Annotated in this window: 23 protein-coding genes and 1 tRNA gene; 6 read left to right on the forward strand and 18 right to left on the reverse strand. The window is 60.6% G+C overall.

Annotated elements, in window-relative coordinates:
* Positions 1 to 319 precede the first annotated feature (319 nt).
* From HUJ17_RS06640 to HUJ17_RS06665, 6 genes are all read right to left on the reverse strand, one after another.
* On the reverse strand, positions 320 to 667 hold the full coding sequence (locus HUJ17_RS06640; protein WP_290509952.1) for a c-type cytochrome: 348 nt from the start codon (positions 665 to 667) through the stop codon (positions 320 to 322).
* A 2-nt stretch (positions 668 to 669) separates the two neighbouring features.
* Positions 670 to 1,128, reverse strand: a complete 459-nt coding sequence (locus HUJ17_RS06645) for a cytochrome c5 family protein (protein WP_290509983.1) — start codon at positions 1,126 to 1,128, stop codon at positions 670 to 672.
* A 175-nt stretch (positions 1,129 to 1,303) separates the two neighbouring features.
* Complete coding sequence (locus tag HUJ17_RS06650; RefSeq protein WP_290509953.1) at positions 1,304 to 3,898, reverse strand: CHASE2 domain-containing protein; 2,595 nt, start codon at positions 3,896 to 3,898, stop codon at positions 1,304 to 1,306.
* Between the two features lie 3 nt (positions 3,899 to 3,901).
* A complete protein-coding gene (locus tag HUJ17_RS06655) occupies positions 3,902 to 4,984 on the reverse strand; it encodes a FecR domain-containing protein (protein WP_290509954.1) in 1,083 nt (360 codons plus the stop codon).
* A gap of 10 nt (positions 4,985 to 4,994) precedes the next feature.
* The gene (locus HUJ17_RS06660) at positions 4,995 to 5,684 is read right to left on the reverse strand and encodes a response regulator transcription factor (protein WP_290509955.1); all 690 of its coding nucleotides are present in this window, start codon (positions 5,682 to 5,684) and stop codon (positions 4,995 to 4,997) included.
* A 117-nt stretch (positions 5,685 to 5,801) separates the two neighbouring features.
* Complete coding sequence (locus HUJ17_RS06665; protein ID WP_290509956.1) at positions 5,802 to 6,131, reverse strand: multidrug efflux SMR transporter; 330 nt, start codon at positions 6,129 to 6,131, stop codon at positions 5,802 to 5,804.
* Positions 6,132 to 6,402: 271 nt separating this feature from the next.
* On the opposite strand from HUJ17_RS06665, the gene HUJ17_RS06670 reads away from it, so the two are divergent.
* A tRNA-Arg gene (locus HUJ17_RS06670) sits at positions 6,403 to 6,479 on the forward strand.
* Positions 6,480 to 6,537: 58 nt separating this feature from the next.
* Here HUJ17_RS06670 and HUJ17_RS06675 read toward each other — a convergent pair.
* On the reverse strand, positions 6,538 to 7,554 hold the full coding sequence (locus HUJ17_RS06675; RefSeq protein WP_290509957.1) for an AraC family transcriptional regulator: 1,017 nt from the start codon (positions 7,552 to 7,554) through the stop codon (positions 6,538 to 6,540).
* A 130-nt stretch (positions 7,555 to 7,684) separates the two neighbouring features.
* Between HUJ17_RS06675 and HUJ17_RS06680 the strand changes: the two genes are divergently transcribed.
* Together HUJ17_RS06680 and HUJ17_RS06685 are read left to right on the forward strand one after the other, a co-directional pair.
* On the forward strand, positions 7,685 to 8,584 hold the full coding sequence (locus HUJ17_RS06680; protein WP_290509958.1) for a fatty acid desaturase: 900 nt from the start codon (positions 7,685 to 7,687) through the stop codon (positions 8,582 to 8,584).
* Between the two features lie 396 nt (positions 8,585 to 8,980).
* Entirely contained in the window at positions 8,981 to 10,288 is a 1,308-nt protein-coding gene (locus HUJ17_RS06685; RefSeq protein ID WP_290509959.1) for an outer membrane protein transport protein, read from the forward strand.
* A gap of 55 nt (positions 10,289 to 10,343) precedes the next feature.
* On the opposite strand, the gene HUJ17_RS06690 is transcribed toward HUJ17_RS06685, so the two are convergent.
* From HUJ17_RS06690 to HUJ17_RS06710, 5 genes are all read right to left on the reverse strand, one after another.
* Complete coding sequence (locus HUJ17_RS06690) at positions 10,344 to 11,957, reverse strand: PepSY-associated TM helix domain-containing protein (RefSeq protein WP_290509960.1); 1,614 nt, start codon at positions 11,955 to 11,957, stop codon at positions 10,344 to 10,346.
* Positions 11,954 to 12,211, reverse strand: coding sequence for a hypothetical protein (locus tag HUJ17_RS06695; RefSeq protein ID WP_290509961.1), 258 nt, complete (start codon positions 12,209 to 12,211; stop codon positions 11,954 to 11,956). The genes HUJ17_RS06690 and HUJ17_RS06695 overlap by 4 nt, the downstream gene beginning before the upstream one ends.
* Positions 12,208 to 12,477: a hypothetical protein gene (locus tag HUJ17_RS06700; protein WP_290509962.1), complete on the reverse strand. Its 270-nt coding sequence runs from the start codon at positions 12,475 to 12,477 to the stop codon at positions 12,208 to 12,210. Before HUJ17_RS06700 ends, HUJ17_RS06695 begins: the two co-directional genes overlap by 4 nt.
* 61 nt (positions 12,478 to 12,538) lie before the next feature.
* On the reverse strand, positions 12,539 to 13,141 hold the full coding sequence (locus tag HUJ17_RS06705) for a hypothetical protein (protein WP_290509963.1): 603 nt from the start codon (positions 13,139 to 13,141) through the stop codon (positions 12,539 to 12,541).
* On the reverse strand, positions 13,141 to 13,752 hold the full coding sequence (locus tag HUJ17_RS06710; protein ID WP_290509964.1) for a hypothetical protein: 612 nt from the start codon (positions 13,750 to 13,752) through the stop codon (positions 13,141 to 13,143). The genes HUJ17_RS06705 and HUJ17_RS06710 overlap by 1 nt, the downstream gene beginning before the upstream one ends.
* A gap of 264 nt (positions 13,753 to 14,016) precedes the next feature.
* Between HUJ17_RS06710 and HUJ17_RS06715 the strand changes: the two genes are divergently transcribed.
* Positions 14,017 to 14,715 carry an HNH endonuclease gene (locus tag HUJ17_RS06715; RefSeq protein WP_290509965.1) on the forward strand — a complete coding sequence of 233 codons (699 nt, stop codon included), beginning with the start codon at positions 14,017 to 14,019 and terminating at the stop codon, positions 14,713 to 14,715.
* Between the two features lie 45 nt (positions 14,716 to 14,760).
* On the opposite strand, the gene HUJ17_RS06720 is transcribed toward HUJ17_RS06715, so the two are convergent.
* Positions 14,761 to 14,991, reverse strand: coding sequence for a hypothetical protein (locus HUJ17_RS06720; protein WP_290509966.1), 231 nt, complete (start codon positions 14,989 to 14,991; stop codon positions 14,761 to 14,763).
* 214 nt (positions 14,992 to 15,205) lie between these two features.
* Between HUJ17_RS06720 and HUJ17_RS06725 the strand changes: the two genes are divergently transcribed.
* Together HUJ17_RS06725 and HUJ17_RS06730 are read left to right on the forward strand one after the other, a co-directional pair.
* The gene (locus HUJ17_RS06725; protein WP_290509967.1) at positions 15,206 to 16,297 is read left to right on the forward strand and encodes an alpha/beta fold hydrolase; all 1,092 of its coding nucleotides are present in this window, start codon (positions 15,206 to 15,208) and stop codon (positions 16,295 to 16,297) included.
* On the forward strand, positions 16,298 to 16,936 hold the full coding sequence (locus HUJ17_RS06730) for a class I SAM-dependent methyltransferase (protein ID WP_290509968.1): 639 nt from the start codon (positions 16,298 to 16,300) through the stop codon (positions 16,934 to 16,936).
* A 623-nt stretch (positions 16,937 to 17,559) separates the two neighbouring features.
* Here HUJ17_RS06730 and HUJ17_RS06735 read toward each other — a convergent pair.
* The 5 genes from HUJ17_RS06735 to HUJ17_RS06755 form a co-directional block, all read right to left on the reverse strand.
* Positions 17,560 to 18,150, reverse strand: coding sequence for a GNAT family N-acetyltransferase (locus HUJ17_RS06735; RefSeq protein WP_290509969.1), 591 nt, complete (start codon positions 18,148 to 18,150; stop codon positions 17,560 to 17,562).
* A gap of 231 nt (positions 18,151 to 18,381) precedes the next feature.
* Positions 18,382 to 19,125, reverse strand: a complete 744-nt coding sequence (locus tag HUJ17_RS06740) for a sulfite exporter TauE/SafE family protein (RefSeq protein ID WP_290509970.1) — start codon at positions 19,123 to 19,125, stop codon at positions 18,382 to 18,384.
* Positions 19,125 to 19,922, reverse strand: a complete 798-nt coding sequence (locus tag HUJ17_RS06745) for an SDR family NAD(P)-dependent oxidoreductase (protein ID WP_290509971.1) — start codon at positions 19,920 to 19,922, stop codon at positions 19,125 to 19,127. Before HUJ17_RS06745 ends, HUJ17_RS06740 begins: the two co-directional genes overlap by 1 nt.
* A complete protein-coding gene (locus tag HUJ17_RS06750) occupies positions 19,919 to 20,857 on the reverse strand; it encodes an SDR family oxidoreductase (protein ID WP_290509972.1) in 939 nt (312 codons plus the stop codon). Before HUJ17_RS06750 ends, HUJ17_RS06745 begins: the two co-directional genes overlap by 4 nt.
* Positions 20,839 to 21,759 (reverse strand): bile acid:sodium symporter family protein, encoded by a 921-nt coding sequence (locus HUJ17_RS06755; RefSeq protein ID WP_290509973.1) that lies wholly within the window; start codon positions 21,757 to 21,759, stop codon positions 20,839 to 20,841. The genes HUJ17_RS06750 and HUJ17_RS06755 overlap by 19 nt, the downstream gene beginning before the upstream one ends.
* Between the last annotated feature and the right edge of the window lies 1 nt (position 21,760).

Here is a 21,760-nt window from a genome sequence, read left to right on the forward strand (position 1 = left end):
TGGATTGAACCTTACCACCCCCTTTCCGTAGGAGCGTCGCTCGCGGCGCGATACCGGTATCTTGCAAACACTTCCACGCTTTCTACGCCGCCGCTGTAGGAGCTCCTCTTGAGGGGCGAACCGAGCGTAGCGAGGCAGCATAGCTTGGCGGGATCGCAAGCTATGCTATTCCTGATCACCCTGCCGGCGATTTCCAGGCTGATGCGTGATTCGCCCCTCAAGAGGAGCTCCTACAGCGGCTTCGAAACAGCTTGGGGCAGAATGCCCCCGGCTATCGCACCGCCAGCGACGCTCCTACGACACAGGGAAAATAAGGAGTCTACTTCGCGCCGCTGAGCTGCAGCATGTAGATCACGGTATTGCGGATCTCGGCGTCGCTGCAGTCGAAGCAGCCTCCACGAGGGGGCATGGAGTTGATGCCGGCAATGGCTTCCTGGACCAGGGTATCGAAACCTTCTTCCTCGATTTCGTGGGACCAGTAGAGACGATGTTCCTTACCGACACGGGGAGCACCCAGCGCACCGGAGCCGTGACAGGTGACGCAGTACTGACGATACAACTGCGCCCCGTCGCGCGTCTGCGAAGCATCCGCTGCGGACGGGGCGCTATCGTCGGAACAGGCTGCCAGCCACAGGGCCGACAGCATAATGCCCAGAAGTCGCAGCAAGATTACTGACTCTGACCGACCATGTACTCGACGGCAGCCTTGATCTCATCGTCAGAGCAATCCATGCACATGCCCTTGGGCGGCATGGCGTTGAAGCCTTCAATGGCGTGCTTGACCAGAGTGGCATTGCCCTTGGCGATACGCGGGGCCCAGGCAGCGGCATCACCGGTTTTGGGGGCACCAGCGGCACCAGTGGCATGACAGGCCGCACAGGCAGACTGGTGCACTTGTTCACCACTGCGCGGACCACTGGCCACTTCTTCAGCAGCAGCGGCAGCGCTGCCGCAATCCTCACCTTCGACACACACAGAACCTACCGGCTGAATACGCTCGGCGATGGCCCGCTCGCTGAATACAGAGCGCTCACCCAACGGGTAAGGGGAGATTTCCTTGGTGCTCTTTGCAGCCACGCTACCGGCGGCAAACAGGGTAGCGACCAGTACCAGGCTGGCAGTCAGCATCTTTTTCACGATTCCACCTCTATTCTCTGTGTTTCGCCCGAGGGCGCTGCGCCGGCGATTATACCCGCTCAGGGCGTGGGGACAAAATGCTTGATGTTGTTCCTGACACCGAGCATCGGACAACGCAGCGAAAACCGACGTTGCATGCCGTTACCGGGTCTGGCGTCTGACACTGTTAGTGTATTTCCACACGGGGTAATGACAGGGTGAAGCGACTGCCTTCGTTGACCACGCTTTCCACCCGAATGTCGCCGCCGTGACGTTCAGTGACCACCTTGACGAAGCGCAGCCCCATGCCCGCCCCCCGGGTGCGGGCGCCACCGCTGGTGCTGGCACGGCTGAAGCGCTGGAACAGCCGCTCCTGGAATTCCGGCGGAATACCCACACCCCGGTCGCGCACTTCACAGAGTACGCTTTCCTCACGGGCATACAGGCGCACGTCCACGGAACTGCCCGCATGGCTGTATTTGATGGCATTGGTGAGCAGATTCACCATCAGCCGCTCGAGCAATTCGTTATTGCCCAGCACCCAGACCTCCTGGTGGGGGTCGTAATCAAAGCGCAGGGTGATATCCGCCTGCTGGGCCAGGATCTGCACCATGTCGATGGCACTCTCCACCACATCAAGCATGTCCTGCTCGTTCATTTCCACCGATTCCACCGCTTCCACCCGAGCCAGCTGCAGGAACTGCTCGGCAATATTCAGGTTGCGCTGGGCATAGTGCTGTACGTTGTCGAGAAAGCCCTCCAGAGATTGACCATTTCCCTGTTGGCGCATTTTCTCGGTGAGCGCCAGCACCGATACCATGGGGGAACGCAGGTCATGGGAGAGGAAATCCAGCATTTCCGATCGGGCCCGCAATGCCTGCTTCACGTCGCTGATATCCTTGAAAGAGATGATCATCATCCGCCCCGGGTTGTCACCGGCATGCACCAGCAGGATATCCAGGTAGAGGTCCGCACCTTGCCGGTTGCGGCATTCCAGCTGGGTACGCCCTTCGGCCAGGGATTGACGCAACAGCTCGTCCCAGCTGTGCTCGCGCAGGTCCAGCTCCCGTCCCAGATCTGTCACCATGGGCTGGCCCGCATCCAGCGCCCCCATCTCCAGGCCAAGCAGGAAAGAGGCCTGGGGATTGGCGTAGACGATCACCCCACAGGCATCGGCGATGATCACCCCTTCCCGGATCTGCGCCAGGGTCACCTGGAAGAACCGGGTTAGAGCTTCCTGGCGGTCTTCTTCCCGACGCAACCGGTCGATGTGCTTTTCCAGCACTTCATAGCGCGCCCCCACGGAGGGGGCATGGGTGCGCACCCGAACCAGCATGGCCCGCACCCAGTAGTCATAGGTGTCCGCATGCAGTGACTGATGCCACACCAGATCCAGCTCGTAGCGACGCCCCTCATGCTTGAAACGATATTGGCGCGCCAACGCCCCTTTCCAGGTGGCAGCCGGCAGACTGTCGCCTCCGCGCCAGGGTTTTTCGCCCCCCAACAGCCGCCAGGCGCGCACCGGCAGCACCTGATCAAACATGCGCCCCATTTGCTCCAGGGTGGACGGCCGCGTCAGGCGCTGGTTCAAGTCACTGTATTCGGACAACCGCTCCAGAGCATGGCGCATGTAGGACAGGGAATACTCCAGACGCCGCCAGGTCCACAGCGGGTAGGCCATCAACGCCGCCGCCATGGCCCCGGAAGGCGGGAACCAGAGCCGCAGCACGATCAGCACCACCATGCTTGCCAGCAGACAGAGCAGAATCACCCCACCCACCAGCGGAATACTCCAACGCGGCAGCACATAAGGCAGCAGCAGCGGCGCCAGCAGCGCCAACATGGACCCCAACACCAGCACACTGGTCATGGGCAGCTCGCGGATCAGCCGGTCGGCGCGCAGGGCATCCAGCAGATTGGCATTGACCTCCACTCCGGCCATCAACTCACCCTGACTGGCCATGGGCGTAGGCAGCATGTCACCCAGACCGGCAGCAGTGGCACCAATCAGCACAATTTTGTCGCGAATCAGTTGTTCCGGAATCAGGTTATTCAGCAACTCCACCGCAGACACCTGCGGGTAGCTGTTGGGGCCGCTGACAAAGGGCACGTAACGATGGTAACGGCGGACATTGGCCAGCCCGGAGAACTCCTCGCCCTTGTTGGCCGGGAAGGTATTCTCCGAGAGCATGCCCTCCTGGATCAGCAGGGTCTGGGTGATATGGGGCCACCAGGCCTGGCCAATCCCGGAACGCATGTATACGGAGCGGGCCACCCCGTCACTGTCCAGCTCCAGATCCACGTGCCCAAGGCCAGCGGCAGCACGGGCAAATGGTGCGTAGGGCAGGACTTCAATGAGCTGGCCTCCGGCACGCAATTGCTCCACGTGCACCGGCAGGTAGACATGACCATTGGCCGCCATGGCCTGGACCAGAGCGAGATCGGAATCCGGGTTGTTACGGTCCGGCTCGGACAAAATCAGGTCCACCAGTATCGCCCGCGCCCCCATCTCTGTAAGACGGTTTATTAATTGGGCGTGGACCTTGCGATCCCAGGGCCAGCGACCGATTTCCCGCAGGCTGTATTCGTCAATGCCGACGATGACCAGATCCGGGGACGGCTCGTCCGGGAGAGTTTTGAGAAGGTTGTCGTAGATGTAGCGGTCGATAAAGGACAAGGCCCCGCTGATACTCAACAGGGCACAGAGGCCGACCACCAGAAACAGCACCGAAATGTGTTCAGCCAGATAGCGGCGCTGATAGGTGTTCAGGCGCGACCGCATCCGTTACAGCGCCAACAACAACGCGGCCCCGCCCAGAAAGACCCACAGGTCCCATTTCGACTCTTTTTCCGGCTCCACCGGCGGCGCGGGCTCAATGGAGAAATTGGTCCAGCTTTCGTGACCACGCAGGCCATTTTCATCTACTGCACGTACCAGCAGACGGTAATCACCTACCGGCAGGTCCTGTTGCCAGTGGCCGGCCTGCAAGGATGCCTGGCCCAACAACAACTCATCCCGCTGGCGATACCACTCCAGCCAGTAACTGGCCGCGTCCGCCTGGGTGGGCCATGCCGCCGTCACATCCTCATGGGTTACTGACAGCTCCACCGCCGGGGCCGGCAACAGGGGGACCGGCTCGATGGGTGGCTGATCCAGTTGGGCCAGGGTGGCGAAACCGGCTTGCACATCTCGGTGGGTGCCCCGGGCACTGACATCCACCCGACCCTCCACGACTTCGTTGCGGGTGGTTTCACCGGCGTCCACGCTGACGTAGTACTCGGTACCTCGCACCGCCGCCACCGCGCCGGGGGTGAACACCTTGAAGGTACGATCATCGTTGCTGGCCGGGGTTACCGTGTTGCGAATATTACCGCGCTGCAGACGAAGTTCGGTTTGCTCGCCCTGTTGATCCAGGAAACGGCGATAGCGGTTGACCACCAGCAGGCTGCCAGGCTTGATCACCACCTCTGACTGGTCGGCAAACTGCAACCGGGCACTGGCACCGGTAGCGGTTTCCAGCGCATCGCCAAAGGCCACCGTCTCGCCACTTTGCACCTGGCGCGCCTCACCGCCGGCGGCGGGGTACAGCATCACCTCACCCGTCACGGCCAGTATTCGCGCCGGAATCGGCTTTTCCTTCAGCCAGGAGATCGGCACCAGCAGGCTTTGCCCTGGGCTGATACTGTGAGGATTTTCCAGCGAATTGTGGCTGGCCAGATCGCGCCAGCAGGCTGCCGGCTCCTGGGCAAACTGCTGGCATACCTTCCACAGGGTATCCCCGGGACGCAGAGTGTAATGCCAGTCGTCGGATGCGGCGGCGACGGTCGACAGTCCCAGCAGCAAGGCTGCACACAACCAGACCCTCATAGTGATGTCCTTAGTCTTCAATCGGCTCCAGGCGGTAACCATGCTGGTAGACCGTCTTGATACGGTAACCCTGCTCCGGGCGAATCTGCAGGCTGCGTCTAATGCGGCTGATATGCACATCCACAGTACGGGATTCGATCGGGGTCATAATGCCCCAGACCTTTTCCAACAGGTGGGCGCGACTCATCAGCTTACCCACATTCTGGAACAGGTAGCTGGCAAGCTCATAATCCTTGTCGGTCAGCTTCACCGGCTCGTCAGCCAGCAGGATCTGCCGCCGCGACCGGTCCACTGTCCAGGGCCCCACTGTCAGGGCAGTTTCATCATCCATATCCGATACCCCCGCCCGGCGCCCGAGAGCGGCTATCCGGGCCAGCAACTCCGCTTGCTTGGTAGGCTTGACCATGTAGTCGTCCGCTCCCTGGGTGAGAGCTCCCACAATGGAAGATTCATCATCCCGTTGGGTGGCAAACAGCACCGGGGTGCGGTTGCCACTGGCCCGAACTTCCTCCAGCACGGCATAGCCATTCATATCCGGCACTTCCCAATCGAGCACCAGGATGTCGAAAGTGTCGCGCCGTAACAGGGACATGAACTCGCGCCCGCTGGCCAGGTGAATACAGTTATGGCCCGCTTCCTTAAGCCAGTGAGTGACAAGCTCAGCCTGAGCCATGTCATCTTCCAGATAAGCAATGCGCACAGTTTTCTCCATCAGTTGGCGGCCAACATCTGCCCGCAGAGGGTACCGATTTATCGGGGGTATCATGGGAAAAGATTGTAAAATGGACGGGACCCGCGTGCGAGCCCGAAAGAACCATCACACTGGTGACGCGGTCAGTTTGAGGCCGACGATACCAACCACTACCAGCCCCATGAATGCCAGCCGTGACAGGGTGGCCGGGTCCTTGAAGAACAGGATGCCAAGCACGGTAATGCCCACCGCCCCGAGTCCGGTCCAGACCGCATAGGCAGTGCCAACCGGAATCCCTTTCATGGCATAGGAGAGCATCAGCATGTTCAGCGCGGTGAGCACCAGCGACGTGCCGATTGACGCAACCCCCGGTTGCACCTGAATCCATTTGAGGCTCATGGCCCAGGCAATTTCAACGATCACTGCCAGTAATAGCACAATCCAGTACAGGTTCATCCTGTTTCCTCCGATACACTTGTCTGGTCACAGACACGGGCTCGTAAGGAAAGACAGCACTGCCGGAAACCCGAAAGAGGCAGACTGCCACGTAATAACGGCCGCTTTGGCACGGCGCGCGCAGATTATAAGCATCTGCACCCACAATGCATCCCATCCATGGACGCCAACGCCACAACCAGCTATCATTCGCGCCCGTTGAACCCCCAAGTTCTTCATCTGCAGACCGCCGGAACTGGCCAACCTCATTCGGCCGTCTGCAATACGTTTTGCGCCCGTAGCTCAGCTGGATAGAGCGTTGCCCTCCGGAGGCAAAGGTCAGAGGTTCGAATCCTCTCGGGCGTGCCAAATAAAAGAAAGGGGCCTCCCGGCCGGGAGGCCCCTTTTTTGTGCCCAATCGCGGCGATTACCCAGGCAAATCCCCTCTGTACTCACTGGGCGAGCAGCCCTGCCAGCGCCGAAAGGCGCGGACAAAGCCGCCGGCATCGGTATAGGCCAGATGGGCGGCGACCTCTTCGATTTTCATGGTGGTATTGCCGAGCAGCTGCAAGGCCAGTTGGCGGCGCTCCTCCTCAACCAGGTCGCGGTAGCTGGTGCCTTCCTGTTCCAATTTGCGACGCAGACTGCGGGAAGAGAGGGCCAGCTCGCTGGCCATGTCGTTAAGAGTAGCGCCCAGACCCAGCTCTCCGAGCAGTTTCTGGCGAACCTTGCCGGCGACGCCACTACTTTCAACGGTGTCCATACGCTGCCGGCATTGCTGCTCGAGCATGCGGGTCAGCACCGGATCGTAGCCAGGGAACGGCTGGTTGGCCCCGGCACGGTTGACCAGGATACGGTTGGCGCGGGCATGAAAGGTGGGCACCACCCCGCACAGCTCCGCCACGGCGGACGCCGCCACATCCGGTTCGCCAGTGAACTCGATACCTGTAAACGCCACCCCCTGAAACGTGATTTCCCTGACCAGGTTGAGGGCGGTGGCCATGTCCCGCTCGAGCAAAAACTGGCGCAGGTGCGCCGGTATCGGGTCGGGATCGAATGTCACGCCGAACGTATCGCCCTGCTCACAGACCGTAATCCGGCAGTAGGCCGTACTCAACGGCAGGTAACGCACGCCCAGGGCGGCGGCATCGCGCAGGGTCTTGCAGGTGCGCAGAGCGAACCCCCATACCCCGAAGGTGGCCAGATTGTATTGCCGGCCCAGCTCAAAACCGCCCACTCCCGCTGCCGGCAGAGCCAGCATGAGGTTTTCGATCAGACGCATTTCCTGGGTGCGGGAAACCAGACCCTCGCCACTGGACAGTGCTGCGTCGGCAATGCCGGTGCCGAGCAGGCAGGTTTGCCGGTCGATGCCATGTCGCTGGGCGAAGTTGAGCATGACCTGACTGATGGCCACCGGATGAAGCTTGTCGTCTGAATGCTGCATTGCCCGTCCCGCAGATACCGCCCCGTCACACTCTGGCCACTTATGCAGGGCGATTGGCCATGGCGGCTATTCTGGTTGTTGTGGGGGCACCGTAGTGTTGAGTCTGATGAGACCAACAAGAGGCAACACCATGGATCCGGCCACACTGAACAAGCAGGCCATTGCCTGTGCCAAGCACTATATGGGGAAAACCGCCTGGCCGACAATGTTGCTGACCCTGACCGTGGTAGCCGCCTTTGTTGCCACTCTTGCGCTGTTTGCCAGTGGCTCCCTGCCGGCCTGGGGTGCTTATCTCTTGGTGGCGGCGCTGACCTATATGTCCTATACGCCGCTGCATGAGGCGGCCCACGGCAACATCCACGGGCAGAATGACCGCCATAAATGGATCAACGATCTGTGCGGGTATCTGGTGGCTCCGATCATTGCGATTCCCTATGCCTCCCACCGCATCGAACACTTTACCCACCACCGCTACACCAACCAGCCGGACAAGGACCCGGACTTCATTATCAGCGGAATGCAGAAAGGGCCGCTGGGTTTGCTGGCCGCCGGACTGCGTTTCCAGTGGGTGCAGAATACTTTTTTTGTGCAGCACAGCTGGGGCAGCGCGTCGCTGAAGGAAAAACTGATTTATTGCGCCGAGCTGGTGGTCTCACTGGGCTGGCGGATTGCCTTTCTGGTCATGGTGGACCAGCCCGGCACGGTGGCGGTGATTCTGCTCGGCTACTATACCGGCGGACTCTTCACTGCCTACTGGTTTGCCTACCGTCCGCATCACCCCTACAAGGTCAGTGAGCGCTATCGCAATACCAACAGCCTGATCATGCCCCGCTGGATGAAACCGCTGGAGTGGTTCTGGCTGGGCCAGAACCTGCATTCCATCCATCACCTGTTCCCACGAGTGCCGTTTTACCGGTACCACGCCCTGCACCGGGACATCGAGCCGATTCTGCAGCACCAGGGCACGCCCATCATCGGGATATTCTCCCGCAAGGCCGTTAACCAGCCCGACAGACGCCCCAGCCTGTAAATCCCCGGCAACACGGCCAGCCTGCCTCTGGCAACAGCCGATTCTCCATTGTCCCATCCCGGCGCGGCATCACCCACAGCCGCGCCCATTTCCTCTCACTGCCCCGACCAGTGCATCCGCAAACACCCGACTGGCGCCGAAACGGGTTTCCTCCCGCCGACGCTGATTGTCCCCTCACACCATCATGCTGCATCACCAGCGAACACCCACCCCAGAGCAAAAACCCGGTAAACACTCAATTTATTTTCGAACCATCTTCATAACAATAAACATCATGTTTCCGCAATAATGACGCTTTTAGCCTGTTTTTTCGGCGAAATTGACGATAAACATCCTGTAATAATTTGTGTCCGAATGTTAACTTGCCCGCGCAAAAAACAACTCGGGAAAGCTATCATGAAGTATTCGAACAACGTCCTGTTGGCAGCCGCCATTGCCGCAGCTTCCAGCCAGACCCTGGCCAACGGCCTGGCTCTCAACGAACAAAGCGCCAGCAGCGCCGGCTCCGCCTACGCCGGTCGCGCTTCCAGCGCCGCCAACGCCAGCACCCTGTATGGCAACCCGGCCGGCATGAGCCGCCTCAAGCGTGCCGAGATCAGCGGCGGCCTGGCCTTTATCGACGCCAGCACCGACATCCGTAACCCCCAGGGAAAACTGGGCCAGGCCGGTAGCAACGACGGCGACATGGTGCCCTTCACCACCATTCCTTTCGGCTATTACGTCACCCCGCTCAACAGCAAATGGCATGCCGGCATTGGCGTGTACGCCCCCTTTGGCGTCATCAGTGATTACGAGGATGGCTGGCAGGGCCGCTACAACGGCCTGAAAAGCGAAGTGCAGGTTGTGACCATCCAGCCGACCCTGAGCTACGCCTTCACCGACAAGGTATCGGTAGGCTTTGGCCCCACCCTCAACCGCATTGACGGCGCCCTGAGCAGTAATGTGCCCAACGCTGCCGTGCCCGGCCCGGTCCCCGGCAGCGGTGATGCCGAGGTGGATATCGAAGGCGACGATCTCGCCGTGGGCTATACCCTGGGCCTGCTGGTAGCAGTGAACGAGCGGCTGGACTGGGGCCTGACCTATCACTCCAAGACTGACTACTCCCTGGAAGGTCGCACCAAGGTCAGTGGCGCCAACGGCATGCTGGGCCCGATTCCGCCCAACCCGATGATTCCCACCGGTCTGCCCGGCCTCAATGGCAGCTACGATGCAGAGCTGGACATCACCATGCCGGAATCCGTGGATACCTCCGTCAGCTTCCGGGCCACCGACAAACTGACTCTGAATCTGGGCACCACCTGGACCCGCTGGAGCCGCCTGAGAGGCATTGAAGTGAACAACAGCGGCGTACACCCGGCCTACGCGGGCAGCTTCGCCACCATTTCCGAAGAGCTGAAATGGGAAGACACCTGGGCCGTTGCCTTCGGTGGCGCCTACCAGCTGAACCCGCAATGGGTGGTGCGTGCCGGCTACGCCCGGGACAACTCGCCCACCAACGATGCCCACCGCACCGTGCGGATTCCGGTCAGCGACCGGGATATCTTCACCCTGGGCGCCGGCTGGAGCCCCACCGCCGATCTCACCCTGGATGCGGCGTACGCGTACCTGCAAGAGAAGAAAGGCAAGGTAGACCAGTCAAGCTACCGCGCCGAGTTTGAAAACAGCGCCCACGGCTTGAGCCTGCAGGCCACCTACCGTTTCTGAAGCGGAAACAAAAAAGGGCCGGAAGATCCGGCCCTTTTTTGTGCAAGCGTCTGCGTTATCTGGCCGAATTCGAGGCCGCCGCACCGGCTTCCCGCTCGGTGTCGGTAAGATGCTTGGGATCCCCCTCGGAGACGTTGCCCACCCACAGCGGATGGGGCTCGGCCTGACGGATCCGCTTGCGGAACTGGCGGCGCACCACCCACAGACAAGCCGCCACGGCCAGCAACAGCAGATTCACCAGCCGGTTATCCGCTTCCAGCCAGGCATGACTGCCTTCCAGTACAGTCTGCACCAGAGGAATGGCGAAATAGCAGAACGGCGCGATGCGCAGCATCTGGCTGCTGAATCGCAGCGGCGACGCACGCAGACTCCAGACCACCAGCAACACCAGGATCAAGGCAAACACGCCCCGTTCCGCCATGGCCACCAGCCCTGCCAACGGGGTGTGCGGCAACAACTTGCTGGCCAGGAAGCTGAAAGCAATACCGATCACCACGCCCGCGCAAACCCCCAGAGTCAGGCGCAACAGAAAGGCCGAGGAACGCCCCGGGCCGGTGCGATCCGAACGGCGCTCGCACCAGAGAATATTGCCGGAGACAAACAGCAGCGAGCCCAGCAGCCCCAGGACGAAATACAACAGTTTTACCAGCAGGCCGCCGTAATCACCGAAGTGCAGGGAGTAAACCGGCGACAGGCTGGCAAAGTTGAGGCTGCGCTGCCCCGGCGCAATCACGCGCAACGGCCCCAGGGTCGGGTCCAGCACCACATGGGCATGGTGCCCCACATACCCGGGTACGGAGCCGGCCACATCAATCCAGCCGGCGGCATCGCCATAGCCACGAATTTCCAGCCAGTCCACGGTCAGTTCCGGCAGCTCATTGCGGGCGGCGGACAACACGTCGTCCATGCGCGGCATGATCACAGTGTTGCCCTGGCTCTCCACCGCGGACCACACTTCGGTTTGCTCGGTGATCACCCCGCGCAACTGGGGTCCGAAGACCAGCGCCCCCAGCAACACCGCCACCACGGTAAACATACCCATGGCAGCGCCGGTTACCGACATGATCAGATGGAACGGGAAACTGATAATGCCGATCACATTGTGCAGGTTTTTCCAGTAACGACGCATGTTGCCCTCGTGCTTGAGAGCAAAGAATTCCTTGCGGATTTTCGGCCAGTGAATCAGCAGCCCGCTGAAAAGGGCGACCCCGTACATCACCGAAATCAGCCCCATAAACGTCATGCCGATATTGATCGGCCAACCGGGATTGGGAATACCCAGGGAAAAATGCAACTCGTTGATGAAATCCGCCAACGCCGAACGGGGAGCCTCTTCGTGCACTCCTTGGGCATTGAAATCAGTGGCATGGGCGGTGACCCAATCGCCCCTGGAGGACTCCAGCCACATCACCCCGGGGTCGTCATCGTCAGGCAGCAGGTACAGACGTTTGCGGGCATCCGGGTATTGTTCGGTGACCTGCTCCAGCAACCGGTCCATGCCCATGGGCGTGGCGGCCTGCTCCGCGAAATGCGGTTCCTGCCAGTGATGCAACTCATGGTGAAACACATTGATGGCGCCGGCGAAAAAGGCCACAAACAACGCCAGACCGCTGGCCACGCCCACCCAGGCATGCAGATCGATCATCCGGCGCAAACGCTCTCCTTTCATGCGCCCACCCCGTACAATGGCGTGGCCTGCAGGACCAGCCAGGCAGCCAGATTGCCCACCAACAGGGCGATCAGCGGCGGCCAGGTCTTTGCCGGCAGGGCCATCAACAATACCAGCAGCATCCACAGTATGATGGCGACGATCAGTTGCAGCACCAGCCAACCCTGCCAGGGCATCGGCAAGGCTGCTGCCAGCAGTCCAACCAGCATCAATGACAGGGGCAGGCCGAGCAGGATGCCCAGGAAATATTTCATCCGCGCTGCCCCCGCTGGAAGCTGTCTCGGTAGTGCCCAGCCATCAACGGCAACAATAGCGCCGGCAGGGTAAACACCCAGAGCCCCACAAAGAGCCCGACACCCACTCCCAGGCTCACCACCCAGAGCGCGGAGGCAGCAGCCAGCAGCAACAAGGCCAGCAGACGCACCAGCCCCGGTAGCGGCTGATCCAGCCACCGCTGTTGACGATCACTGAGGTAAAAGAGGACGACGCTGGCCAGGGAGGCCAGAACGGCAAACCACATGGGACAAGAATCCTGAAAACCTGATAATGGTTCTCATTTAATAACAGTCCGTCTGTCCCCGTCAATCCGAACGGACACCACTCTCCTCACGGAGCGGTAATAACTGCTGGGTCGCCTCACTGAGTCTGGCGGTAGACAACTGGTTCCAATCCACCGCTTCCCGATCCGGCATCCACACATCCCGGAACGCCGCCGCATCAGCCAGGGCCATTTCCGGGGTCAGCATGGCCACACCATGATGATCGCCGGCAATACCGCCGGCCTGCCGCACTGCCGCCCACCAGGCGGGCGGGCGCCAGCGCAGCGCCACACCGGGCAAACTGCAATTCAGTTCTTTTTCCGACACGCAGCACTCCAGCAACGTATCGCGCTGGGCACTTAGCCCCTGTCTCCACAGAACCGAACCGGCCACCATCACCAGCGAAGGGAAAGCCCGCAAGAGGGCGCGACAACGATCCGTTTCGTCCAGCTCCTCGCCCAGAATCACCTTGAAGAACACCGGACGAGGCGGTGCCACCTGTTTAATGACCCCGGCTTCCAGCCAGCGCAGCGCTACATCCAGAGCCTGACTTTCTTCTCCGGGCAGCAATTGTTTCAGATCGGACAGGGCAAACACCCGCGGCAGACTTTCCAGGGCCGGGGCAAGGCGATTGGCAGCCAACATTAACGATCCACCAGGTTAGCCAGAGGCAACTGCAAACCCAGCCACTGGCGCACCGTCATTACCCGGTGCAGAAGATGACAGATGGCGGTCAGGCGGCGAGGCTCAGGCAAGCCGCTGCGACGCAGGAGCGCCACTTCCTCCAGTTGCCGCTGCAACATATTGATCTCCCGGCCACGGCTATCGGTGGGGCGCTGGTACTGGGCCAGTCGCAGAGTCAGCAACTGTCCTTGCAGGTCATCCTCCAGCGCCGCATAGGCACGCTCAATCAGGCTGTGACTGGTCAGATGGCGCAGCATTCCCGAAGAATGACGACGACTCCCGCCTCGCCGAACGGGGCTGACAAACACTGCCAACAAACCGACCATGCGCTCAAGCAACGGCAACCAGGACGCGCCTCTCCGGGTGGCCTGCAGGTACCACCACCAGGCACGCAAGCGTCCAATGTCCTTGCGCAGCATCCGCACCCTGGCGTAATGCCGCCCTTCTCCGCTGGAAGCATAACTGGCGCGGTAAACCGCCAGATACTCACCCAGTGCCTGAAGGCGGTGTTCTACGGCGGTAAGCGCCAACTCCTGCTGACGCCACCGATCCGTTTCCGACTGGCTTGCCATACCCGAGACTCCTGCAACTGCCACTGCTCAAAATGCACTGCAAAACAACACCTTGGCTGACCGCACGCATGAAACGGCCACAACCCGGCAGATTCACTCTAGCGGCGAGCCGGTGCTATCCACAGTGGAATTTCGTTTTGCCTCGTTGCCGTTTGTATCTCGGTGCTACTGCATGGTTGCCTGAATTTGCACTGTAAGATATCGCCTACATATTCGCACGCTGATATCCTAGCCAGATCGCCGCTTTTCCCGTAGGACGCCCTTTTGCCCACCCGACACCTTACCGTCTTGCTAATCGTTGTTGCCAACCTTGTCCATGGCCACCCCGGAGGCCTGGACAAACAGGGAGGCCACAGCGACCGGTCCAGCGGCGCGTATCATTGCCACCGCGAACCCTGCCTGACCTTGCACCGTCAGCAACGCCAGGCTGAGCAGGAAGCTCGTCAGCAACAACGGAGCTTTTCCGGCCTCTATGAGCGCAATGACTGGCCCCACTGGCTGGACGAGGATGGCGACTGCCAGGACACACGCGCAGAGATACTGATTGCCACCAGCCAGGTGCCGGTAACCTTCACTCGGAATGACCGTTGCACCGTGGCCACCGGTCGCTGGCATGACCCCTACAGCGGCAACATCTTTACCTCCGCCGGCGACCTGGATATCGACCACCTGGTACCCCTGCGCCATGCTCACGGCCATGGCGGCGATAGCTGGGATGAGCGCCACCGGCGCCAGTTTGCCAATGATCCGGCTAATCTGTTGCCGGTGTCTGCCAGTGCCAACCGCAGCAAGGGCGCCAGCAGTCCCGACCAGTGGCTGCCCAACAACCGGGGCTACTGGTGCCAATACGGGCAGCACTGGCAACAGATCAAGCAGCGCTATCGACTCCTGATTACGCCACCGGAGCAACAGGCCATCGACGAACTGCTAGGCACCTGCCAGGTGGCAGAAAAGCGCCCATAAAAAAAGCCGCCCGAAGGCGGCTTTTTCAGCATGTATCTGCAGCCATTATTGCTCGGCAGCATCCTTCATGCTCTCGGCTGATTCTTCAGCGCTCTCATAGGCATTATCCAGATCTTCGCCCATTTCTTCCATGGGACCTTGCGGGTTCATGGAGTCTACCGCTTCGTCCACTTTTTCACCGGCCTTTTCCACCGGCCCGTCGCTGCTGTCGCAACCAGCCAGCAGGGCGGAAGAGGCAAACAATGCTGCTAAAGCTGCTTTACCGAAAGTATGCATAGACTCACTCCTTGAAAGATTCAGCCATTAAGACAATCCAGACTGTATCGCCATCACGGGTCGCACACCAAGAAGAAACACGCAAAGCCCGGGCATTTTACGAATCATTACGTTGCCAACCCAATCCGGCGAAGGGTTTTTACGCAACCACAGCCAGCCACTTCCGACAGACTGGTAGCGCCCTGCTATGATGCGGACAAGATAAGGAGAACCCATGAAGCAATTTGGCCGTAATGTGGGTGGGCTGGCGCAGCTTGTCACCCGTGTGGGCAACGAAATCACCCAGGTAGTGCAGGATATTCATGGCGCCGTCGCCAATCCTTTCAGCTTGCGCGGCAACGACTACACCCCCGCACCGATGATCTACAACCTGATCCGCTACGGTTTCCGCCAGGCGGGAAATGTGGCCGGCATGGCAGACCTGCTGGCCGATCCGAACCGGGAACTGCGCGACAGCCTGGACTTGCAGAGCATCGTCAACGGCGTTTTCGGTCAGCTACTGGCCGAACAGCACAGCCCCTATGCTCTGCCGATGAAGCTGCTGCCCACCGGCCCGGTCCAGGGTGACACCCTGGTGGTCTTTCTCCATGGCTTGTGCATGAACGATGCCTGCTGGAATAACCCGGCGGCAGATGCCTTCAGCCAATGGGCCCGTGGCGAGCTGAAAGCCGACGTGCGCTATCTGCGCTACAACACCGGGCTGCACATCTCCGACAACGGCCGCAAACTGGCCGGGCTGCTGGCCCATACCGCCCTGCCTCAACGAGTCATCCTGATCGGCCACTCCATGGGGGGGCTGGTGGCCCGCAGCGCCCTGCATCAGGGCCGCCAGCGCGGCGATGCCTGGACCGACAAGGTTACCCACCTGGCTTGCCTGGGTTCACCCCATCAGGGGGCCATGCTGGAGCGCGCCGGCAACCAGGCCAACCGCCTGCTGGGTGCCACTCCCTACTCGCGCCCGCTAATGCGGCTGGCCAACCTGCGCTCCGATGGCATCCGCGACCTGCGTTTCGGTTATGTGCTGGAAGACCAGTGGCGAGACCGGCCCCTGGACGAACCACGCCCCAGCAGCAAGGTGCCACTGGATACCCAGGTGGAACAGTTATTCATCGCCGGCAGTGTCAGTGAACCGGGCCACCCACAACCGCGAGGGGACTGGCTGGTAACCGTGGAAAGCGGACTGGCAACGCGCCTCTATCCGCAGGCGGAACGGCTGACCCGGGAGCTGTTCTACCAGATGGGGCATATGACCATGATCGAGGAAAGCCGCACCTATGCGCGCATCCAGCGGTGGCTGGAGTCATAAATGCGGTGCACGCTCTGTGACAACCTGGCTCATCCGTTTGCCCGAGTGGAGGACCGCGACTATTTTCGTTGCGACACCTGCCGCCTGACCTTTGAAGATCCGGCCACTCTACCAGACAGGGAAACGGAAAAGACCCAGTACGACCTGCACGACAATAACCCTGCGGACGCAGGCTATCGGGGATTTCTGGCACAACTGGCCGATCCCCTGTGTGAGCGCCTGAAGCATGGCGACCAGGGCCTGGACTTCGGCTGCGGACCGGGCCCGGCTCTGTCCCAGATGCTGAATGAGCGAGGCTTTCCCTGCCGCACCTATGACCCGATTTATGCGCCAGACCCGGCACCGCTGGATCAGCAATACGACTTTGTGACCTGCACGGAAGTGGTTGAACACCTGCATCACCCCTCGCGGGAATGGCAGCAGTTCTCGCAACTGGTGAAACCGGGCGGCTGGCTGGGCATCATGACCCGCTGGCTGATCGACGACGACGCCTTCGCCCGCTGGCATTACCGGCGCGACCCCACCCATGTCTGTTTCTGGCAGCCGGATACGTTCGCCTGGCTGGCCCGGGAACAGGGCTGGCAGCTCATCCTGGTGGGCAATCCAGTGGTATTGATGCAGAAAATGCCTGACAGCTGACGTCGCGTCGATCAGTGCAAGGGCACTCTGCTAACGTCGAGCACGCTAACGGTTTTGTATCTGCGCGACGTCGAGCACCCAGCATCAAACCGAGTCATCTACCCCGCCACTAACACCGCCATGGCTACCGCCGCACAGCCCAGCGGCATCACAGGAAGAAGTCCCGGTGACGGGAGTACCGGGATAGCGGAAATGTCTGTACGCATAGACAGACGGGCGATGCAGCAGAAACCACACCCGCATGCCCATTATGCGGTCAGCCTGCCACCAACACGGCCACGCCCACCGCCAATAATGCCAGCGGCACAATGATGATGGCCTGTCGCGCAAGACGCGCAGCCCAGTGTTGATGAGTGCGGTAATAACGTTCCATGAAGCCCCCTTCACAACAAATTCACACTCGAGGCACCGAGTATAGGGAGCACACGTTGACGATTAATCGCCCATATGGGTGAAAGATTGATGGCAACGCCACACAAACGGACTACGCAATTATTGCAATAAGATCCCGGCAATGGGGCAGTGTAACGCCAGCTCTGCAGAAAGCCGGGGCAATACAACCACCTGCGAACGCAAACCTTTCAACATCAAGTCCGGGCGGCTCACGCTTTTTTCCTAGCGTATCAGAGGCTGTGCAACCAGAACTGCATGGCTTTGCGGCTGGGCGCCGCGTCACCCACGTCGGTCCAGTCGAAATGGGCCACCAGCTGGTTCTGGGGGAAATAGCCCCGCCCACGCCAGAAATCATCCAGCGGTCGATAGTCATCAGGTCGCAAGGGGTGATCATCCGGACGCTGTACCGCACAGAATGCCGTATGCAGGAATCCAAAATCAGCGGCATATTGCTCACGCAGATCAAAGAAACGATGACCAACCCCTTCCCCCCGATAGGGCTTGAGCAGCACCGACTCACCGAAATAAAACACCGACCCCAGCTCCGCGCCCAGTTGCCGAAACGAGGCCTGGAACTCCTCATCCGCTTCCAGCAACGGCAACGCCGTGGCCGCCCCCACCAGCCGGTTAAACTCCAGCGCCAGCACAAAGACGCTGCGATCAGACTGGGCGTAGCGATCCAGATAGCGACGCTCATACTCCCGATTCCCCTCATACAGGTAAGGAAAATCCCGGAAGACCTCAATGCGCAACTCGGCCAGTTCATCCAGCCAGGGTTCCACCGCAAAACCGGTGACAGGGCGAATTTCCACATGGGACATGGCAGCTCCTGAATGCCTGTAAACAAGACATGTCATGAATACCACGTCAGAGGGGCGGTGGCGATGCAGGGAGAGTGGCAAGAGGCAAGTTTCAAGTTGCAACGCGAGGGAAAGATCCTGGCGTTTTGAGATCCCGAGCCCGCGTCATTACCGTTAATCGCGGGTACGACCTGCCATCAATTGACAGGCCAGCCCGCGTTGAAACTTGTAGCTTGCAACTTGCAGCTCATTTCAACCCGGCCAGGCCAGAATACCTCCGGTCACCGCCAGCACCACAAACACGGCCTGGCGAAACCGCTGCTCGTTGACCCGGTGGTGGAGCACTTCCCCCAACACCATGGCAGCGATGACCACCGGCACCAGCATGGCAATGCGCGGCGCCGCCGGCAGCAGGCTGCCATCCAGCAGGAACACCAGGGTCAGCAGGCTGTTCAGGACCAGCCATACCAGAATCAGGGTGGCGCGGAAGCGTTGTTTATCCAGGGACAGACCGCTGAGAGCATAGACCAGCAGAGGGCCGCCTGACGCGAACAGGCCATGGGTGATGCCCGCCATGAACATCCACACTCGGGCCCACAGGCCTCCATGGACCGTCGCCATCGCACCACGCCACATACGCCACAGTTCCCGGCCGCTGAACCACAGCACCAGCACGCCGAAGGCATGCTTGAGCACCTGGTCCCCCAGCCAGGGACGCAGCCCATAACCGGCCAGGGTACCGATCACCATCAACGGCAGAATCAGTTGCCACAGGGTGGGCCAGTGAATGGCATGACGGTGCCGCCAGCTCAGGGTGCTGCTCATGACGATATTGAGCGGCACCAGCACCGGCAGGATCTCCGTAATCGGCAGCACCAGGGCGCCAAGGGACAAGGCGATGACGATACTGCCAAACCCGGTAGCGGCTTCGGTGGTAAAGGCCAGAAAGATGAACAGCCCCAGCAGCAGCCAGGGTAGCGTAACCATGTCTGCCATTAACGGGCTTCCAGTTCGGAAGCAAACTTGCGCACCATCATGCGCTGGTAGACATCCGGCGCCAGCCGCCACAACAGGCTGGCAAACCAGGTAAAGCGATCCGGGAACAGTCGCTTTTTCTTGCGGTAGTAGGCCTCGAACACCCGCTCGGCCATCCACTCCGGCGTCTGCATGGCACCCACCATGGAACGGGGGTGAGCAGCGGGCTGGCCATCATGACCCAGGGCATTGGTTTCAATGGGTGTATCCAGGAAGCTGGGATACACCATCAGGATATGCACCCCGTATTGCGCCACCTCGCCGCGCAGCACTTCGAAAAACTGGCTCAGGGCGCTTTTCGCACTGCAGTAGCCGGCTCGCCCCAACACCGGCATCCAGCCGGCCATGGAACCGATATTGATGATGCCGCCGCCACTACCCTTGAGCAGGGGCAGGCAGGCCACGGCCATTTCCACCGGCGCCTGCCAGTCCACCGCCATGACCTTGCGGAACACGGCGATGTCGGTCTTGTCTGCCAGCGAACGGTGGGTAATCCCGGCGTTGTTGATCAGCACATCCAGGCCCCCTTCCCGTTCCTTGAGTACCGCCACCAATCGGGTGATTGCCTCGCTGTCAGTCACATCGAGCCGATGGAAGGTAACCCGGGACGGGTCCTGGCTGGCCAGCGCATCTGCCCGTGCCGCCAGCTGCAAGGCATTCATGTCGGTCATGATGACGCGATGACCCAGCGCAAAGGCCTGCTGGGACAGTGCCCAGCCAAGGCCGGAAGCGGCACCAGTAATCAGTACGGTTTTCATTGATCCTTCCTCTGTTTCTGGCCGGCCATATAGAAACGAAAAACCTGCTCCGAGGTCTTGCGCGGGATATAACCGAAGTCTTCCTTTAGCCGCCTATTGGCGAGCACCGGCCGATAACGCAGGAAATTCACCTGTGCCGGCGTATAGCTGGTCAGACCAAGACGATTGCCAATCCACAGGGCGGCACGAATCAACCCGGCGGGAACCGAGATCACCGGCTTACCAAGCAGGCGGCCCAGTTCATGAATGCTGATAGCGCCATCGCCGGCCAGGTTGTAGCGACCGGCTTTGCCTTCCAGAACGCCTTTCTGAATGATTGCCACCACATCCTGATCCCAGATAAAGACAAAGGGCGATGGCGAACCGGCCACCGCCACCAGACGCGGCTTCTCGAACAGCCGGGTAATCAGGTTGCGGGTATTGGCGCCCAGCACAGTGCCCGGACGCAACACCAGTTGCTTCAGTGCCGGATAATGCTGGCGATACTCCGCCAGCAGGGTTTCCACCTGGCGCTTGTGATCCGAGTAGGCAAACTCCGGGTTGCCGCGCAGGGCATCGTCTTCGTCAAGCCAGGCAGGATTGTCCGGGTGATAGCCATAGGCCGCGCCCGAACTGGTCACCACCAACTGCTCCACGCCTGCAGCCACACAGGCATCCAGCACGTTGCGGGTACCGTTCACATCGATATCAAAATCCCGGTCCCTGTCGCCCGAGTCTTCCAACACAGCGGCCAGGTGAACCACCTGCTGAATACCGTGCTCTCTCATTAACCTGCCCAAAGCCGGGTCGCGAATATCCATCATGAAGAAAGGGAAATCAGCACCGTCATCGGCGCGAATATCCACCCCTACCACATGGTGGTCCTGGCTTAGCCGTCGGGCGACCTGACTGCCGATATAACCGGCGGCACCGGTGATCAGGATGCGTCGTCGCATGGTGCCCCCTCGCGGTTTTGGCGATCGTCGTGGCCCCGTGACCACCACCAGGCCAGCAGCAGACCGGAAACCAGGTGCCATACACCCCAGAAGGCAGCGATCAGGATCATGCCGCTGGCTTCCGGGAAGAAGGTAAACAGAATGGCCAGGCCCAGACCGGAATTCTGGATCCCCACCTCCATGGTGATAGCGCGGCGATCCTGCCGGGGCAGCCCCGTAAGTCCACCGGCAAAGGCGCCCATGCCCAGGGCCAGCAGGTTCTGCAGCACTACCAGGATGACGATGCGATCCGCCGTGGCCAGAAATACATCCATGTTGTTGCCAAAGGCCACGCCCACAAACAGCAACAACACCAACAGGGTGATCACCCGCATGGGTTTCTCGGCCCTGGCGGCAAAGCGGGGAAACAGCTTGCCAGTCATCATTCCCACCAGCAGCGGCAGGCCCAACACCAGCGCCACCAGAATCAGAATATTCATACTGTCCAGCTGAATTTCCGTGAGCATCGACCGGGTATGCGGGTTGAGCCAGCCGTAAAGAGCAAAGTTGAACGGTGTCATCACCATGGCCACCAGGCTGGAGATCGCGGTCATGCTCACCGAGACCGCCACATTGGCCCTCGCCAGCCAGGTCATGATGTTGGAAAACGATCCCCCCGGGCAGGACGCCACCAGAATCATGCCCAGCGCCATCTCCGGCTCCACTTCGAAGAACCAGGTGGTCAGGCAGGTGGCGGCGGGCAATAGTACGAACTGGGCAAGCAGACCGACAATCGGCGCATCCGGGCGCTTGAGCACGCGCCGGAAATCCTCACCGGTGAGCGACAGAGACACCCCGAACATCATGAACGCCAGAATGACGTTGAGAATCAGCAGATTCTCGCTACTGAACTGAACCTCCACC

It is taken from the genome of Alcanivorax sp., from assembly GCF_014762765.1.
Lineage (GTDB): Bacteria > Pseudomonadota > Gammaproteobacteria > Pseudomonadales > Alcanivoracaceae > Alcanivorax.

Excerpts from the sequence above, each read along its gene's own strand:
- HUJ17_RS06645 (WP_290509983.1), bottom strand. The coding sequence starts at position 1,128 with ATGCTGACTGCCAGCCTGGTACTGGTCGCTACCCTGTTTGCCGCCGGT.
- HUJ17_RS06650 (WP_290509953.1), bottom strand. The coding sequence starts at position 3,898 with ATGCGGTCGCGCCTGAACACCTATCAGCGCCGCTATCTGGCTGAACAC.
- HUJ17_RS06655 (WP_290509954.1), bottom strand. The coding sequence starts at position 4,984 with ATGAGGGTCTGGTTGTGTGCAGCCTTGCTGCTGGGACTGTCGACCGTC.
- HUJ17_RS06665 (WP_290509956.1), bottom strand. The coding sequence starts at position 6,131 with ATGAACCTGTACTGGATTGTGCTATTACTGGCAGTGATCGTTGAAATT.
- HUJ17_RS06675 (WP_290509957.1), bottom strand. The coding sequence starts at position 7,554 with ATGCAGCATTCAGACGACAAGCTTCATCCGGTGGCCATCAGTCAGGTC.
- HUJ17_RS06680 (WP_290509958.1), top strand. The coding sequence starts at position 7,685 with ATGGATCCGGCCACACTGAACAAGCAGGCCATTGCCTGTGCCAAGCAC.
- HUJ17_RS06685 (WP_290509959.1), top strand. The coding sequence starts at position 8,981 with ATGAAGTATTCGAACAACGTCCTGTTGGCAGCCGCCATTGCCGCAGCT.
- HUJ17_RS06690 (WP_290509960.1), bottom strand. The coding sequence starts at position 11,957 with ATGAAAGGAGAGCGTTTGCGCCGGATGATCGATCTGCATGCCTGGGTG.
- HUJ17_RS06695 (WP_290509961.1), bottom strand. The coding sequence starts at position 12,211 with ATGAAATATTTCCTGGGCATCCTGCTCGGCCTGCCCCTGTCATTGATG.
- HUJ17_RS06700 (WP_290509962.1), bottom strand. The coding sequence starts at position 12,477 with ATGTGGTTTGCCGTTCTGGCCTCCCTGGCCAGCGTCGTCCTCTTTTAC.
- HUJ17_RS06705 (WP_290509963.1), bottom strand. The coding sequence starts at position 13,141 with ATGTTGGCTGCCAATCGCCTTGCCCCGGCCCTGGAAAGTCTGCCGCGG.
- HUJ17_RS06710 (WP_290509964.1), bottom strand. The coding sequence starts at position 13,752 with ATGGCAAGCCAGTCGGAAACGGATCGGTGGCGTCAGCAGGAGTTGGCG.
- HUJ17_RS06720 (WP_290509966.1), bottom strand. The coding sequence starts at position 14,991 with ATGCATACTTTCGGTAAAGCAGCTTTAGCAGCATTGTTTGCCTCTTCC.
- HUJ17_RS06725 (WP_290509967.1), top strand. The coding sequence starts at position 15,206 with ATGAAGCAATTTGGCCGTAATGTGGGTGGGCTGGCGCAGCTTGTCACC.
- HUJ17_RS06730 (WP_290509968.1), top strand. The coding sequence starts at position 16,298 with ATGCGGTGCACGCTCTGTGACAACCTGGCTCATCCGTTTGCCCGAGTG.
- HUJ17_RS06735 (WP_290509969.1), bottom strand. The coding sequence starts at position 18,150 with ATGTCCCATGTGGAAATTCGCCCTGTCACCGGTTTTGCGGTGGAACCC.
- HUJ17_RS06740 (WP_290509970.1), bottom strand. The coding sequence starts at position 19,125 with ATGGCAGACATGGTTACGCTACCCTGGCTGCTGCTGGGGCTGTTCATC.
- HUJ17_RS06745 (WP_290509971.1), bottom strand. The coding sequence starts at position 19,922 with ATGAAAACCGTACTGATTACTGGTGCCGCTTCCGGCCTTGGCTGGGCA.
- HUJ17_RS06750 (WP_290509972.1), bottom strand. The coding sequence starts at position 20,857 with ATGCGACGACGCATCCTGATCACCGGTGCCGCCGGTTATATCGGCAGT.